This window comes from Pseudomonas sp. FW305-7 (assembly GCF_058786735.1).
In genome coordinates this window covers 55,979-70,353 of record NZ_JBYSZA010000011.1, presented here as the reverse complement: position 1 = coordinate 70,353, position 14,375 = coordinate 55,979, and the positions used below count along the sequence as shown (strand labels likewise).

General features: G+C 59.0%; 16 protein-coding genes and 1 pseudogene. 15 read left to right on the top strand and 2 right to left on the bottom strand.

All coding sequences use genetic code 11. The annotated features are described in order from the left end of the window. Positions 1-2: 2 nt before the first annotated feature. From AC3WMT_RS15280 to AC3WMT_RS15220, 13 genes and pseudogenes are all read left to right on the top strand, one after another. Positions 3-464: a tail fiber assembly protein gene (locus tag AC3WMT_RS15280; RefSeq protein WP_146041285.1), complete on the top strand. Its 462-nt coding sequence runs from the start codon at positions 3-5 to the stop codon at positions 462-464. Between the two features lie 102 nt (positions 465-566). Beyond that, complete coding sequence (locus tag AC3WMT_RS15275) at positions 567-1,733, top strand: phage tail sheath subtilisin-like domain-containing protein (RefSeq protein WP_103306360.1); 1,167 nt, start codon at positions 567-569, stop codon at positions 1,731-1,733. A gap of 13 nt (positions 1,734-1,746) precedes the next feature. After that, a complete protein-coding gene (locus AC3WMT_RS15270; protein ID WP_103306359.1) occupies positions 1,747-2,250 on the top strand; it encodes a phage major tail tube protein in 504 nt (167 codons plus the stop codon). A 12-nt stretch (positions 2,251-2,262) separates the two neighbouring features. Beyond that, positions 2,263-2,553 (top strand): annotated as a pseudogene (locus tag AC3WMT_RS15265) (phage tail assembly protein); the annotation flags it as partial. A 24-nt stretch (positions 2,554-2,577) separates the two neighbouring features. After that, the gene (locus tag AC3WMT_RS15260) at positions 2,578-2,862 is read left to right on the top strand and encodes a phage tail assembly protein (protein ID WP_256583590.1); all 285 of its coding nucleotides are present in this window, start codon (positions 2,578-2,580) and stop codon (positions 2,860-2,862) included. Between the two features lie 150 nt (positions 2,863-3,012). After that, positions 3,013-5,790 carry a phage tail tape measure protein gene (locus AC3WMT_RS15255; protein ID WP_103306357.1) on the top strand — a complete coding sequence of 926 codons (2,778 nt, stop codon included), beginning with the start codon at positions 3,013-3,015 and terminating at the stop codon, positions 5,788-5,790. Positions 5,791-5,799: 9 nt separating this feature from the next. Continuing rightward, positions 5,800-6,645 carry a phage tail protein gene (locus AC3WMT_RS15250; protein WP_103306356.1) on the top strand — a complete coding sequence of 282 codons (846 nt, stop codon included), beginning with the start codon at positions 5,800-5,802 and terminating at the stop codon, positions 6,643-6,645. Further along, positions 6,620-6,826, top strand: a complete 207-nt coding sequence (locus AC3WMT_RS15245) for a tail protein X (protein WP_103306355.1) — start codon at positions 6,620-6,622, stop codon at positions 6,824-6,826. The genes AC3WMT_RS15250 and AC3WMT_RS15245 overlap by 26 nt, the downstream gene beginning before the upstream one ends. A 97-nt stretch (positions 6,827-6,923) precedes the next feature. After that, positions 6,924-7,973 (top strand): phage late control D family protein, encoded by a 1,050-nt coding sequence (locus AC3WMT_RS15240; RefSeq protein WP_103306354.1) that lies wholly within the window; start codon positions 6,924-6,926, stop codon positions 7,971-7,973. A gap of 49 nt (positions 7,974-8,022) precedes the next feature. After that, entirely contained in the window at positions 8,023-8,586 is a 564-nt protein-coding gene (locus AC3WMT_RS15235) for a glycoside hydrolase family 19 protein (RefSeq protein WP_103306353.1), read from the top strand. Beyond that, positions 8,568-9,110, top strand: a complete 543-nt coding sequence (locus tag AC3WMT_RS15230; protein WP_103306352.1) for a lysis system spanin subunit — start codon at positions 8,568-8,570, stop codon at positions 9,108-9,110. The genes AC3WMT_RS15235 and AC3WMT_RS15230 overlap by 19 nt, the downstream gene beginning before the upstream one ends. A 150-nt stretch (positions 9,111-9,260) precedes the next feature. After that, positions 9,261-10,055: a DNA adenine methylase gene (locus AC3WMT_RS15225; protein WP_103306351.1), complete on the top strand. Its 795-nt coding sequence runs from the start codon at positions 9,261-9,263 to the stop codon at positions 10,053-10,055. 216 nt (positions 10,056-10,271) lie between these two features. Next, on the top strand, positions 10,272-10,502 hold the full coding sequence (locus tag AC3WMT_RS15220; protein WP_103306366.1) for a hypothetical protein: 231 nt from the start codon (positions 10,272-10,274) through the stop codon (positions 10,500-10,502). On the opposite strand, the gene AC3WMT_RS15215 is transcribed toward AC3WMT_RS15220, so the two are convergent. Then, positions 10,499-11,203, bottom strand: coding sequence for an SOS response-associated peptidase family protein (locus tag AC3WMT_RS15215; protein WP_103306350.1), 705 nt, complete (start codon positions 11,201-11,203; stop codon positions 10,499-10,501). The two genes, AC3WMT_RS15220 and AC3WMT_RS15215, sit on opposite strands and share 4 nt — an antisense overlap. Before the next feature lie 95 nt (positions 11,204-11,298). Here AC3WMT_RS15215 and AC3WMT_RS15210 point away from each other — a divergent pair, with 95 nt between their 5' ends. After that, entirely contained in the window at positions 11,299-11,724 is a 426-nt protein-coding gene (locus tag AC3WMT_RS15210) for a LexA family protein (protein WP_103306349.1), read from the top strand. Continuing rightward, on the top strand, positions 11,717-12,994 hold the full coding sequence (umuC, locus tag AC3WMT_RS15205) for a translesion error-prone DNA polymerase V subunit UmuC (protein WP_103306348.1): 1,278 nt from the start codon (positions 11,717-11,719) through the stop codon (positions 12,992-12,994). The genes AC3WMT_RS15210 and umuC overlap by 8 nt, the downstream gene beginning before the upstream one ends. A gap of 129 nt (positions 12,995-13,123) precedes the next feature. On the opposite strand, the gene AC3WMT_RS15200 is transcribed toward umuC, so the two are convergent. After that, positions 13,124-14,356 (bottom strand): NADH:flavin oxidoreductase/NADH oxidase family protein, encoded by a 1,233-nt coding sequence (locus AC3WMT_RS15200; RefSeq protein WP_103306347.1) that lies wholly within the window; start codon positions 14,354-14,356, stop codon positions 13,124-13,126. Positions 14,357-14,375: the final 19 nt, after the last annotated feature.

Genomic DNA, 14,375 nt, shown 5'->3' with positions numbered 1-14,375 from the left:
GCATGAGCAAGTATTACTGTCGTATTGATGATATGCGTGGCGGATTTTTTGACCCTGTGGTTCACGGAAGAATCGGCAGCCCCGGCTGTAAGGTTCCGGAAGGTGCGAAAGAAATCACCGATGAGCAGCATCAAGCGTTATTGCTTGCCGAAAGCAATGGGAAGTTGATTGTTCCCGACGCTGCCGGGTTTCCGATGGCGATTGATCCGCCGCCGCCAAGTGCTGATGAGCTGGCTGCGGCTGAGCGTGGTTGGCGGGATCTGCGACTGGCTGAGACGGATAGCTTGGTAGCACGTCACCGCGATGAGCTGGAAGGCAGCGGGTCGACTACGTTGACGGCCGAGCAATACATTCAGTTGCAAGATTACAGGCGCCTCTTGCGCGACTGGCCGCAAGGCGGGGAATTCCCGCTCGCCGAACACCGGCCGCCGGCGCCGACCTGGCTGTCAGCACAACCCAACTAAACGCCCCGCACTGACGGGGCGTTTTCATTCCGCTACGTGTAACACCTACACCTTCACAGCCTCGCTTATGCGGGGCTTTTTCGTTTCTGGAGACTGACCCTTATGAGTTTTTTTCACGGCGTCACGACCACGTCGGTCGACACTGGCGCGCGCACCATCTCGCTGCCGTCGTCGTCGATTATCGGTCTGTGCGACACCTTCACCCCGGGCGTTCTCGGCGGTGGTACGGCCAAGGCGGGCGAGCTGAAGTTGATCACCACCGAGCGCGAAGCCATTGCGGCCTTCGGTCCTGACTCGGCGATCACAAAAGCCTGTCAGGCCATCTACGTCAAAGCCAAGGCGGTGATCGTCGCCATCGGCGTGGCCAAGCTGGAAGACCCAGCGCTGCAAACCTCGGCGATCATCGGTGGCGTCTTGGCCTCGGGTCAGCGTACCGGCCTGCAGGCGCTGCTCGACGGTAAAAGCCTGTTCAACGCCCAACCGCGTCTGTTGATCGCGCCAGGTCACACCGCGACTCAGGCGGTGGCCACGGCGCTCGATAGCTTGGCGCAGAAACTGCGCGCTATCGGCATCATCGACGGACCTGGTACCACCGACGAGGCCGCCATGGCCTACGCCGATAACTTCGGCAGTCGCAACCTGTTCATGGTCGACCCCGGCGTCAAGTATTGGGACACCCTCACCAGCAAGACCGTCGACGCGCCCGGTTCTGCTTGGGCGGCGGGGCTGTTTGCCTGGACGGATGCTGAATACGGTTTCTGGGCTTCGCCATCGAATAAGGAGTTGACCGGCATCACCGGTACCGGTCGCGCGGTCGAGTACCTGGACGGCGACGAGACGTGCCGGGCCAACCTGCTCAATAACGCCAATATCACCACGATTATTCGCGATGACGGCTACCGCCTGTGGGGCAACCGCACGCTGTCGAGCGATCCGAAGTGGGCCTTTGTTACTCGTGTTCGCACGCTGTTCATTCTCATGGATGCGGTGCAGGCCGGGCACAAATGGGCGGTCGACCGCTCGATCACCAAGACCTACGTGACCGATGTCACCAACGGTCTGGACGCGTTCATGCGCGACCTGAAAGCCCAGGGCGCAATCATCAACTTTGAAGTGTTCCCCGACACCGAGCTGAACACGGCCAGCCAGATCGCACAAGGCAAGGTGTATTGGCGCATCCGTTTCACCGACGTGCCGCCGGCAGAAAACCCGAATTTCCTTTTCGAAGTCACCGAGCAATGGATGACAGAAGTGCTTGAAGCAGCCTAAGGGGGCGTAACCAATGATTCCTCAAACTTTGTACAACACGAACATGTTCGTCGACGGCGTCAACTTTGCCGGCGAAGTGCCGAGCATGACGCTGCCCAAGCTGACCACCAAGACTGACGAGTATCGCGGGGGCGGCATGGCCGGCCCTGTGGAGATGGATCAGGGGCTGGAAAAAATGGAAGCGTCCTTTGTCACCAAAGGCGTGCGCCGTGAGTCGCTGAAGAATTTCGGTTTGGCCGATGGCACGGCATTCAACGCCACGTTTCGTGGTGCCTTCAAGGGCCAAAAGGGCGCGGTGACGGCGGTCGTTGCAACCCTGCGCGGCCGGCTCAAAGAGGTCGACATGGGCGACTGGAAAGCCGGCGACGCCGCCGAGATCAAACACGCTATTGCGGTCACGTACTACAAGCTCGAAATCGACGGGCGCCTGATGTACGAGATCGACATGGTCGCCGGCATCCAGGTGATCGACGGCAAAGACCAACTGCTCGAAGTGCGCCAGGCGCTCGGCCTTTAAGGAAAGATTCAGATGACCCAAGCAATCGCTAAAAACCTGCCGGCGTGGCTGTCGCTTAGTGCGCTCAGTGCTGTCGTGACCCTGACCCGTCCCAGCCAAGCAAACAGCGTTAACGTTGAAACGTTGACCTTGCGTGCCCCGACCGTGCGCGAGGTACGGTCGGCTGACCGAGCCGCCAATGGTGACGATGAGCAACGCGAACTGATGACGTTTGCCAGCCTGGCTGATGTCGGGTTGAAGGATCTGGAAGCTCTCAAGATGACCGACTATCGCCGCGTGCAGGCGGCGTATTCGCACCTGGTACCGAAAACCGATTATTCGAAGTCGATGCCGTCGTGGTTGTCGCTGACGACCGATCAGGTGCTGGTGACGCTGTCGTGTCCTAGCGAAATCAACGGCGTGACCGTCGATAAGCTGGCCTTGCGTTCCCCTACGGTCGGCGACGTGCGGGCGGCCAACCGAGATGTCGGTGGCGACGATGAGCAGCGCGAGTTGGTGTTGTTTGCTGCGTTGTCCGGTGCCTCGGTGGCGGATCTGGAGGGCCTGAAGCTGGTGGATTTTAACCGCTTGCAGGCCGGCTATTTTCGCATGGACAACGACGACGGGCTTTAACCTCAGCGTGATCAAGTCGGCGGCGAAACGTCTGGCGGCGGAAACCGGATTTTCCGCCGCTGAGATCCAGTCGATGCCGTTCGCGGATATGGTGTGGTGGCTCACGGACTGAGCCGCCACCGGTAGTGCTGGGCACATGAGGGCCATGACATGGCAAACAAACTCGCCCTCGGGCTGGTGATCGGCGGTGCCGTCAGTTCCACGATCGGCACCGCGTTCAAGGACGTGACCGGGCGCATCAAGCGCCTCGAGGCAGAAGGCAACAAAGCGCGGGTGCTGCAGCGCACGATTGGCGACACCATCCGCCTGCGCGAAGAATGGAAAAAGGCTCACGACACCGGCGCGGCTGGTGCATCCAAATTACTCAACCGTTTGAACTCGAACCTCGACAGCTTGAAAAAGCAGGGGATCGAGGTCGGCCGGCTGGAAAAAGCCTATCGCTCGATGGGGCAGACGGCCAACAAGGCTGAGCTGAAAGCCAAGGGGCATCAGCAGATTGATTCTGGCGTAAGGGGCATGAAGGGCGCCGTCGGTGCAGCGGTGGTCGGTGTCGGTGCCATGGCGGTACCGACCAAGGTCAGCGCGGATTTTGGCGCCATTGTGCGAGACATCGCGATTAAGGCTGGTATTGCCAACAAGCCGCAAGAGCAGGAGATGTCGCGCAAGATCATCGACACTTCACGCGACACCGGCATGGCGCGCAACGATGTGGCCGACGTGGTCAATCAGTTGGTCGGCGCCGGTATGGACCTGAGCAAGGCGCTGGAATACGCGCCTGTCGCGGCCAAGTTTGTCGTGGGGCAGGGATCCAGCGGCGTCGACACGGCGAAGATGATCAACGCTCTGGGGCAGAACGCCAAGATCACCGACCCCAAACAGATGCAGCAGGCGCTGGAGGCGATTGCGTACCAAGGGCAGGCGGGCAGTTTTGAAGCGGCCGACATGGCCAAGTGGTTTCCCGAACTGCTGGCCAACATGGCCAGCAACGGCATCACCGGCTTGGACGCGGTGACGCAACTGGGCGCCATGTTGCAGGTGCAGATGAAGCAGGCTGGCAGTTCGGACGAAGCGGCCAACAACCTGAAAAACTGGATGGGCAAAATCGGTTCGACCGATACAGTCAAGGCTTACGAAAAAGCCGGGATCGATTACAAGAGATCGATGCAGACCGGTTTGCAAAACGGTATGTCGACGCTTGAGACCAGTATGGCGCTGGCTCAGAAATACATTCAGGCAACCGATCCAAAGCGTGCGGCGGCCATGGCCGAAGCAACGTCAAAAATCAGCAAGGAAGCCAATCCAGAAAAGGCCAAGGCCATGATGGCCTCGCTGGAAGAATCTCTGCGCACCGGCGATCTGTTCGCCGACATGCAGGTCAAGGCAGCGTTGTCGGCCTACATGCAGAACAAGGCGCTGTACAGCCAGCTCAAAAACGATTCGCGTGATGCGACCGGGATCCTCGACAAAAACCTCGCCGAGCGGCGCGAGTCGTCATCGCAGAAATGGGCGGAAATGGCCCAGTCGATGGATGACGCCATGCGTAGCATCGGCGATGCCTTGCGGCCGGTGACGGACGTCGTCGCGGAGTCGCTGACCAAGGTCGCGAAGGGCATCACATCGCTGTCTGACAGCTCGCCCGGCGTCGTGACGGGAATCGGATTGGTCAGTGCCGCACTCGTTGGACTGTCCGGTCTGTATAGCTCTTTCAAAATGGGCAAAGGGATGCTCAACCTGGCGCGCAGCGCCTTGGGTAAGGGCAAGTCAGGTGAAGTACAAAAGGTCTTTGTGACCAATGCCAAGGATGGGGAAGGAGGTGGCGACGACAAGGACGATGAACCCAAGGGTAAAGCCGGCAAGGCGCTGTCGCTGGTGGAAACCGGCCTCAAGGCTGTGGCCGCGTACAAGGGCGTCCCCATCGACGGCGAAGGCGATGGCGAAAGTGAGGGCGGCGAGGGTGAAGACAAAAAGGCCGGCAAATTCAACCTGATCTCCACCGGTCTCAAGGTCGTTTCGCTAGCGAAGGAAGCCGCCTCAGGCGGCGATGATGACAGCGCCGGCGGCGAAGGCGGTGGTGATGATGACGGCGTGAAAAAGGTTTTTGTCGTCAACGCCAATGCCATGGGCGGTGGCGGTGGTGGGGGGGGAGCGAGTGGCCCCGGAGGGACACGTCGGCCGGGACGCCGAGCGAGGCGCACCGCGCGCCGTCGGGCTGCGCTGAATCTGCCCGTGCCCCCGCCGCCACCTGTGCCCTCGGGGGCCATGGCCCGGCTGGGCGGCGTGGTGAAGGCGGTTGGCAAGGTCGGCAAGGCCGCCAAGATGATCCCGGGCGGTTCGCTGTTGGATGCCGGCGCCATGGCTTTCGAAACTTTCCAGAATGGCGGATCCAAGGCTGAGCAGGCCCAGGGTTACGGTGCGGCCGCTGGCAACATGGCCGGCACTATGGCCGGTGCGGCAGCGGGTGCGGCCATCGGTTCGGTGGTGCCGATCATCGGCACTGCCGTCGGCGGCTTGATCGGTGCCTACCTTGGCAGCGAGAGCGGTGCAACGCTGGGCGCAACCTTGAGCAAAGCGCTATTCGGTGATGACGATGAAAAGCCTGAGGACAAAGCGCCGGTACCGACCACGCCGCTGATGATGGCGCCGGTGGCGCCGCAAGGGCCGGTGCTGGGCGATGTGGCGCGCTCTATGGCGGTGAGGGAGCCACTCAAGTCGGCGGCCTTGGCGATTCAGCCCAAGGAGCCGCCGAAGCCGGAGCCGTCCAAGGTGGATCAGCAGTTTCAGTATTCGCTGAACATGCCGGTCACGGTACAGGGCGATGTCAAAGACCCGCAGCGCTTGGCTCAAGAAATGATGCCGCACATGCAGCGAATGATGGCGGACGCGGCGAAAAGTAACGCCGCCAAGCTGTACGACGAACCCCATGTGTAAGGAGGCCTGATGGCTTATATGGAGAGCATGCAATCGAGCCTGAAGTATTTGGTCGAGGCAGCGGAAACCGGGCGGCGTAGCGCTGACGGCATGCTGACCCCGGTCAACGGCGCGATTCGCGAACTGACCGGCGCCGCGTCCGAGCTGGAGAACATTCCGTTTGTTGGTCCAGCCATCGGCGCCAAACTTCAGCGGGTGATGCGTGGCGTTGACGCGGCTCAGGCCAAGGTCGGTCAGGTGGTGGCCGTGTACGGCCGCGCCACCCGGGCGGCGGCTGAAGTACAGGATCGGCTGGGCACGTTGAAGGAACAGGCGGGCAAGGCGGCAACGGCGATCAACAACGTCGCCGGCAAGGTCAGTCCGTCGCTGGCCAACATCGTGCCCACCAGTTCCTTTGCCGGTGAGGCTACGCCGGCGCCGGAGGCGGTAAAACCATTCCCACACCTGATGATCATTCAGCCACGCGATCCCAAAATTGAGCCGTATTACTTCAACCTGGACACGGCGGCCTTTGATGAGCTGAGCCGTTCGACCGAATTCCGCTGGGCTTCGCAGGAGCGGTTGACGCGCCGGCCGGCGAAGCAGTCCATCGGTATGGGCGATGAAAAGTTGACGCTCAAGGGCACGATCTACCCGGGCTTCAAGGGCGGGTTGAAGCAACTGGACACACTGCGCTCTATTGGTGCCAGGCTTCAACCGCTGACCCTGACCACGGGGTATGGCGAAGTGATTGGAACGTGGTGCCTGAAAAACATCAACGAGGAACAGTCCGCGCTGCTGCACGGCGGGATTGCTCGCAAACAGGGATTCACTCTGGAGTTTGAGCGCTATGGCGACGACATGCAGGACGTCTGACGGCGACATGCTCGATGTCATTTGCAACAACGTTTACGGCCATCTGAATGGCAGCGTCGAGGCTGTGCTCGATGCCAATCAGGGGCTGGCCGATGAGCTTCAGCCGTTCCGGTCGGGCGTGATCATCGTCCTGCCGGATCTGCCCAGCCCGACCAGTGAGGGCGTGAGCTTGTGGGATTGATCCTGAGCGATGCTGTCGCCGGTGCGCCGCTGCGTTATGCGTTACGACACGTTGTTTTCAGACCCGCCTTGTGCGGGTTTTTTATTGGAAAATATCCATGACTCCGATGTTTCGAATCGTCGCCGATGGGGCCGATGTCACGGCCAAGATCAATGATCGGCTGTTGTTGCTGCGTACCTCTGACAAGCCGGGCATGGAGTCCGACGAGTTTGAGTTGCGTATCGATGACCGTGACGGGCAAGTGCAATTGCCACGGCGTGGCAGCTCAATCGAGATCTACCTGGGGTATGCCGAAACGACCTTGGCGCGCATGGGCAGCTATACCGTGGACACGGTCGAGGTATCAGGTCCACCCGATACCATCGTGATCAAGGGCAAAGCCAGCGACATGCGTGGCAGTGGCAAGACTATCCGCAGCGGAAGCTGGGAAGACGTGCCGCTGTCGAAGATCGTGGCTGACGTCGCCGCGCGCAATGGCTGGCAACCGGTGTGCCCTGTATCGACCAAGGTCGCCCGGGTCGACCAGCTCAACGAGTCCGATTTTAATTTCATCACCCGTCTGGCCAAGCAATACGACTGCACGGCCAAGGTTGCCGACGGCAAGTTGTTGGTGATGCCGCGCCAAGGTGGCCAGACAGCCAGCGGCAAGTCGTTCGGCGCCATTACCCTGACTCGGCGAAACCTCAGCCGTTGGCAATTCAGTCTCGGAGATCGCAATTCACACAAGGCGGTCGCCACCAAGCACCAGAACAAGAAGGACGGCAAGCTGGCCGTGGTCACTATCGACAACGATGACGCTCCGGAGGGCCTGCCGGCAGTGCATACCGACCGCCATATCTACCCCAACAAGACCGCTGCTGAAGCGGCGGCCAAGGCCCGTTTGTCAGCGTTCAACCGCTCGACCGCTGATGTGCGGCTGGAGATGCCCGGCCGGACGGACATCTTCGCCGAGCTTCCCATCATCGCTCAGGGGTTCAAGGTTGGGCTTGATGGCGAGTACTTGGCGGATTCGGTCGAGCAGGTATTCACCCAGTCTGGGTGGTCGACCACGGTCGAGTGCAACGCCGGCAAAGCCGGTAAATCCAAGGGTAAGAAAAAGAAAGGGCCGAAACCACCCCTCAAGGTGGTGAACATCGATAAGCAGTAGCCGCATCCTATCGCCGCTTGAGTGCGGTTTTTTTACGTCTGGAGTTTGTATGTCCATCACTGAACAACAGCTGCAAAGCATCATGCCCAACGCCCGCCGCCAAGCGGGCGTTTTTGTATCCGCCCTCAACGCAGCCATGGCCCACCGGCAGATCAACACGCCGAAACGGCAAGCCGCGTTTCTGGCGCAAGTCGGCCACGAGTCGGGTCAGTTGCAGTACGTCCGGGAACTGGGCGGCGAGCAGTACCTGAGCAAATACGACACCGGCAACCTGGCTGCGAAACTGGGCAACACCCCGGCAGCGGATGGTGATGGCCAGCGCTATCGCGGTCGCGGCTTGATTCAGGTCACCGGTCACGACAATTATCTACGCTGCAGCTTGGCGCTGTTCGGCGACGAGCGATTGCTGCGCACCCCTGAGCAACTGGAGCTGCCGCAGTGGGCTGCCGAGTCGGCCGCGTGGTTTTGGTCCGTGAATGGGTTGAACGCGCTTGCCGATCAAAACGAGTTCAACACGATCACACGCAGGATCAATGGTGGTCTCAATGGCCTGCAGGATCGGCTGGAGTTGTGGGGGCGGGCGAGGGCGGTGTTATGCGTCTCGGCGAACTGATCCCGACACCGTATCGGTTGGTGGCCAAGGGAGTGCTGCTGGGCGTCTTAGTCGGCGGTTCCGCGGCCATTACTTGGCAAGTCCAGGATTGGCGCTACGGCAAACAGCTCGCAGAGCAGGCCCGACTCCACACCGAAACCTTTAATCAGTTGGCCCTGGCCACGGTTGCGCAGCAGCGTGCCGAACAGGACAAACGCCTTGCGCTCGAGCAGCGCCTGGCCACCAGCGAACAAACCCATTACCGAGCCTTGAGCGATGTCCAACGTGATCAAGGTCGCCTGCGCGACCGTCTTGCCACTGCTGATCTGCGCCTGTCAGTCCTACTCGACGCCACCACCGGCGCCGGCAACGGATCGGTGCCAGCCACCACCGCCACCGGCGGTGTGGTTCATGGTCCCACAAGAGTCGAACTTGACCCAACGCATGCTCAACGAGTTATCGGTGTCACCGATGACGGCGACCGGGGGCTAATTGCCCTCGCGGCCTGTCAGGCATACGCCAAAGAAGTCTCAACACCGAAGTGAAAAAGAGCGGCCGGTCCGGATGCGTCAACATCCGGATCGACCGCCGTCCCTGCAGATGGTCCCTGCAAGTCCAGCCAAGGCTCTTGCTCCGTGCACAAAGCGCGGCGAGCCTAGCACCTGTTTATCCATACAGTAAAGGTCTTGCTCTCAATGTCTACACCCATCGTTCCTTGGATGGGCGGCAAACGCCGCCTGGCCGACCGTCTCATCCCGCTTTTTCCGCCTCACGAATGCTACGTCGAAGTCTTTGCCGGCGGTGCCGCGCTCTACTTCATGCGACCCCAGGCCGCGCCCGTTGAAGTCCTCAACGACATCAACGGCGACCTGGTCACGCTGTACCGCGTCGTGCAGAACCATCTGGAAGAGTTCGTGCGCCAGTTCAAATGGGCGCTCAGCTCGCGTCAGGTGTTCGAGTGGCAGAAGATGACCCGCCCCGAAACCCTCACCGACATCCAGCGCGCCGCCCGATTCTTCTACCTGCAACACCACGCCTTCGCCGGCAAGGTCTCTGGCCAGACGTTCGGCACGGCGACCACCGCGCCGGCCATCAACTTGCTACGCATTGAAGAAAACCTCTCGGCCGCGTGGCAGCGCCTATCCGGTACCTACGTCGAAAACCTCCCCTGGCTTGAATGCGCTGAACGCTACGACCGTGCCCATACCTTCCACTACATGGATCCGCCTTACTGGCAGACCGCCGGGTATGGCGTGGACTTTCCGTTCGAAAACTACGAGCGAATGGCCGACTTCATGCGCCGTTGTAAAGGAAAAGTGATGGTCAGCATTAACGATCATCCGCACATCCGGCGCGTGTTCGAAGGCTTTCATTTCGAGACAATCGACATCCGCTACAGCAACACCAACCAGCGCCAGGGAAAAGCCGAGATCAGCGGGGAGCTGATTATCATGAACTGGGAACCGGCATCGCTGGGAGGCTTATTCTGAAGGGGGGGGCTGGAGACTTCTTAACAGGCCGAATAACCGGTTCTGGCAGTTGGCTATTATTGCTGGTGGATGTGATGTGGCTCATGATCAACATTCATCAAAATGATAAGCAATTATGGACAAGCAACTGGTGGGGCTTTCGTTTCTACTAACGTTGAGTTGGGTATCTATCGTCATCTTAGTGATGTATTGGATGTCACAGTGAAGGTAAAGCTGATGGACGAAGTGGTGTTGAATGACAAGGTGAAACGGGAGGCTGACCGGCTTCTCGCGCATATTGTGCGCGCAGACTCGATGATTGTTGCCGTCAAGGCGGGTGCGAGAGCGGACGGTTTTGTTCTCGGTATGCAAATGGCGGGCGGTCTGAGAGTAGGTGACGCGGAGCAGCTCCACATCATTTTTGAGTCGGCGCTTGAAAAGCGGCTCAAGACCCTGTCCTCGATTTAGAAAAGTCCGTCCTCGGTGGGGGCCTCGATTGGTTTTATCAAATCTGACCCTTGGTTGCGCACGTTGCCGATGGCTCGGTCTACTTTGAACCATTCAAACGCCTCAGTCGGTTCGCCCTGAAGCAGCACCATTTGTTCGGCGCGCTCTTTGGGTGTGGCCGGATTCAACCATTCCTGAGCCAAGTCTGGAGAAAGCGTCACCGGGCGGCGGTCGTGAATGTCCACCATTCCCCCAGCACTGTCTGCGGTGATGATCACAAAGCCGTCGTGCTCGCCAGGTGAATGTTCTGCATTCGGGTACTGCCCAATCGCGGCGCAAAAAATTGGCGCAAGGTCCTTTCGACGGATGAGATAGGGCTGCTTTTTCGCGCCGCCTTCATCTACCCATTCGAACCAGTTGTTTATCGCGATGATCGCCCGGTGTGGCCAGATTGCTCGGAAGAATGGGCCGTGGGCCACTTTTTCTACACGCGCATTGATGGGGGCCGCTCGATCCTTTGCCCAGTGTGGACGCCACCCCCAGCGGACCATGTCCGCGTGCAGATATTGTCCTTCCTGATGAAAGAGCGCGAGTTGTGTAGATGGGGCGGCGTTGTACCGCTCGAATGGCAAATCACCGGTGTGATTGACCAAAGGATTGGGCATGCTGAGTGCCGCAACGAAGTCATGAATGCCGTCGTACTGTGAAAGTCGTCCGCACATCTCCTGGCCGCCTATCTGATATTTCCTACAGAAATTGACCGCAAGTCATTCTGAAAGTTAACTGTACATTCGTACAGTGTCGGAAGTCGTGCGTCATGAGCTTTTCAATCTTAGGCCCTATTGCCGTGGCTGGCCGGAAATTACCTCTGTGTCTTTTTCAGGTGCCCGCTGGCTTTCCCTCACCGGCAGCGGATCACATCGAAGCCCACATATCACTTGATGAGGTTTTGAACATCCGCGCTCCTCACGTTTATCTGGTGAAAATCACCGGAGAGAGCATGCAGGGAGCGGGGATTTTCGACGGGGATTTGGCTGTGGTAGATCGTTCATTAGAGCCTGCTCATGGGCACATTGTTGTTGCGCTGCTGAACAACGATCCGCTGTGCAAACGCCTCTGCATCCGGGGGAAGGAAGTGATTCTGCTATCGGAAAATCCAAAATACCCGCCTCGCTATGTGTTGGAAGGCGATGAGCTGGCGATATGGGGTGTGATCATTGGAAGCGTGCGCAGTCATGTCTAAGTCGAAACCTGTATTCGGCCTGGTCGACTGCAACAGCTTTTATGCCAGCTGCGAGCGCGTGTTCCGCCCAGACCTCGCGAGAGTGCCTATCGTGGTGCTGTCGAACAACGACGGTTGCGTCATTGCCCGCAGCTATGACGCAAAGCCGTACGTGAAAATGGGCGAGCCGTACTTTCAGATCAAAAACAAGCTCAAGCAACATGGCATTGTCCCGTTCTCCTCAAACTACGCGTTGTACGGCGATATGAGCGAGCGTGTCATGACGCTGATTGAATCGATGGTGCCCGCCGTCGAGGTTTACAGCATTGACGAAGCTTTCGTCGACCTCACCGGCATCAGTGACTTGGACGGCCTCGGCCGCAAGATTCGTAGTCAGGTGCTGCGTTGCACCGGTATTCCCGTCGGTGTCGGCATCGCGCACACCAAGACTCTTGCCAAGCTGGCCAACCACACCGCCAAACGCCTGCAGGCCCAAACCGGTGGTGTCGTGAATATTTGCGATCCGATCAAGCGTGATTGGGTGCTGCGTAATACGGATGTAGCGGAGGTATGGGGGGTGGGGCGGCGCATGAAAATGCACCTGGACGCCATGGGAATCAAGACCGCCATGGATCTGGCCAAGGCGGACCCGTGGACGTTGAGAAAAAACTTCAGCGTGGTGATCGAGAAAACTGCCCGGGAATTGGCGGGCACACCGTGCCTGGAGCTGGACGAGCCAGATCCGCCTAAGCAGGAGATCTGCTGCAGCAGGATGTTCGGCAAAAGGCTGAAGGAGCTGCCGCCGATTAAGGAGGCCGTGGCAACCTACATTATGCGGGCATCTGAAAAGCTCCGAGCACAAAAGTCGCTGTGCAAGAAGATCCGGGTCAGTATCCGCACCGGAATGTTCAATCCCGATGAAGCTAAATATGCGAATGGTGTAGTGGTGGATTTACCTTACCCTACGGATGACGTTCGTCTACTGACCACGGCGGCCGTCGATGCTCTTGATCGAGTGTTCCGTCCTGGTTTCAGTTACAGCAAAGCGGAAGTCATGCTATTGAACCTGTGTCAGCCGGGTGAGTACACGGACGATCTCTTCGCGATTTCGCAGCCCGCTGAGGCGACCAGGGTGATGGCAGTGCTGGATGAGATCAATGGGCGATGGGGGAGGGGCACGCTCCGGGCGGCGAGTGTGCCTAGCAATCCATATTGGGGCATGCGACGGGAGATGATGAGCCAAAGCTACACAACGCGCCTTGATCAACTGTGGACAGTTAATTGCAGTTGATGAGCGTCTGCTTTCGGCCATAAGCGGACATCGGCAAGCGACCGCTGCCGGCCCCAATAGCGGACGCTCCTGTTTTACTAAATGACTTATGCGACAGGACCTAGCTCTTCAAATCAAAAACGTATCGGCTCACATCAAACGCTTTTCTACCCACCGCCGATATTGACGAGTGCGAAATGCCATACCGAGCTGTTGCAGAATCAGCGCACGCAGCGGTGAAACTTTCGGATCGGGCTTTTTCGCCCGACTCAACTTGCGTAGTTGAAACTTCACTACTGCCATATTTGCTAAGGATGCGATGGCTTTATTTTTCCAGGTAATCGGCGGCAATTGCGGGGCGTTGTTTTTGCCCAGCAACCAGTCCCGAGGCAAGTTTGGATCGATGGCTAATGCTGTTCCGATTCCAACCATGTTAACGCCGCTCTGCACGACGTTTTCCGCCACCGCGCGGCGACGTATACCGCCGGTGACCATCACCGGCATTCTGGCAATTGTTTGGATATCACGGGCGAACTCGACGAAATAGGCTTCGCGAGCCAGCGTGCGGCCATCGCGCGCTTCACCCTGCATGGCAGGAACTTCGTAACTACCGCCGGACAGTTCCACCATATCCACACCCAGATCGTTGAGCAGCTCAACCACCTTTTTCGCGTCATCGGCGGTGAAGCCTCCGCGCTGGAAATCGGCTGAATTGAGCTTGACCGCCACCGCAAACTCCGCCGAAACCACCGCCCTAACGGCGTTGACGATTTCGACCAACAACCGCGCGCGGTTCTCCAGAGATCCGCCCCACTCGTCTTTCCGTTGATTGGTCAGCGGCGAAAGGAACTGACTCAGCAAATAGCCATGCGCGGCGTGAATTTCCACGCCGGTGAATCCGGCTTGTTCGCCCAGGCGTGCAGTATTCGCAAAGCGTTGAATGATCTCTTCGATCACGCTTGAGGTCATCGCCTGAGGAGTGGCGAAGCGCTTGGAAAGTTTGCCCAGATCCAGCGGCACAGCCGACGGTGCCCAGGTTTTCTGCCCAAGGTTGGCTTGCATTTGCCGGCCTGGGTGGTTGATCTGCAACCAGAACTGCGCACCGCCGGATCGACCAATCCGCGCCCAGCGCTTGAATTTTTCTAGTTGCTGATCATTCTGCAACACTACGCCACCCGGCCCAGTCATGGCGCGGCCATCGACCATGACATTACCGGTGATGATCAAGCCAGCGCCACCGTCGGCCCACGCTTGATAGAGACGCATCAGTTCTTCGGAGGGAGCCTGTTCGGCGTCCGCCATGTTCTCTTCCATGGCAGCTTTGGCGATTCGGTTCTTGATGGACGAACCATTGGGAAGCATCAGGGTGTCGAACACGTTCATGGAGCAGTCCTCAACTAGA

Coding starts and splice junctions, on each gene's coding strand:
- umuC (WP_103306348.1), top strand. CDS start 11,717: ATGTCTAAGTCGAAACCTGTATTCGGCCTGGTCGACTGCAACAGCTTT.
- AC3WMT_RS15245 (WP_103306355.1), top strand. CDS start 6,620: ATGGCGACGACATGCAGGACGTCTGACGGCGACATGCTCGATGTCATT.
- AC3WMT_RS15215 (WP_103306350.1), bottom strand. CDS start 11,203: ATGTGCGGACGACTTTCACAGTACGACGGCATTCATGACTTCGTTGCG.
- AC3WMT_RS15200 (WP_103306347.1), bottom strand. CDS start 14,356: ATGAACGTGTTCGACACCCTGATGCTTCCCAATGGTTCGTCCATCAAG.
- AC3WMT_RS15210 (WP_103306349.1), top strand. CDS start 11,299: ATGAGCTTTTCAATCTTAGGCCCTATTGCCGTGGCTGGCCGGAAATTA.
- AC3WMT_RS15255 (WP_103306357.1), top strand. CDS start 3,013: ATGGCAAACAAACTCGCCCTCGGGCTGGTGATCGGCGGTGCCGTCAGT.
- AC3WMT_RS15250 (WP_103306356.1), top strand. CDS start 5,800: ATGGCTTATATGGAGAGCATGCAATCGAGCCTGAAGTATTTGGTCGAG.
- AC3WMT_RS15280 (WP_146041285.1), top strand. CDS start 3: ATGAGCAAGTATTACTGTCGTATTGATGATATGCGTGGCGGATTTTTT.
- AC3WMT_RS15230 (WP_103306352.1), top strand. CDS start 8,568: ATGCGTCTCGGCGAACTGATCCCGACACCGTATCGGTTGGTGGCCAAG.
- AC3WMT_RS15220 (WP_103306366.1), top strand. CDS start 10,272: ATGGACGAAGTGGTGTTGAATGACAAGGTGAAACGGGAGGCTGACCGG.
- AC3WMT_RS15270 (WP_103306359.1), top strand. CDS start 1,747: ATGATTCCTCAAACTTTGTACAACACGAACATGTTCGTCGACGGCGTC.
- AC3WMT_RS15260 (WP_256583590.1), top strand. CDS start 2,578: ATGCCGTCGTGGTTGTCGCTGACGACCGATCAGGTGCTGGTGACGCTG.
- AC3WMT_RS15225 (WP_103306351.1), top strand. CDS start 9,261: ATGTCTACACCCATCGTTCCTTGGATGGGCGGCAAACGCCGCCTGGCC.
- AC3WMT_RS15235 (WP_103306353.1), top strand. CDS start 8,023: ATGTCCATCACTGAACAACAGCTGCAAAGCATCATGCCCAACGCCCGC.
- AC3WMT_RS15240 (WP_103306354.1), top strand. CDS start 6,924: ATGACTCCGATGTTTCGAATCGTCGCCGATGGGGCCGATGTCACGGCC.
- AC3WMT_RS15275 (WP_103306360.1), top strand. CDS start 567: ATGAGTTTTTTTCACGGCGTCACGACCACGTCGGTCGACACTGGCGCG.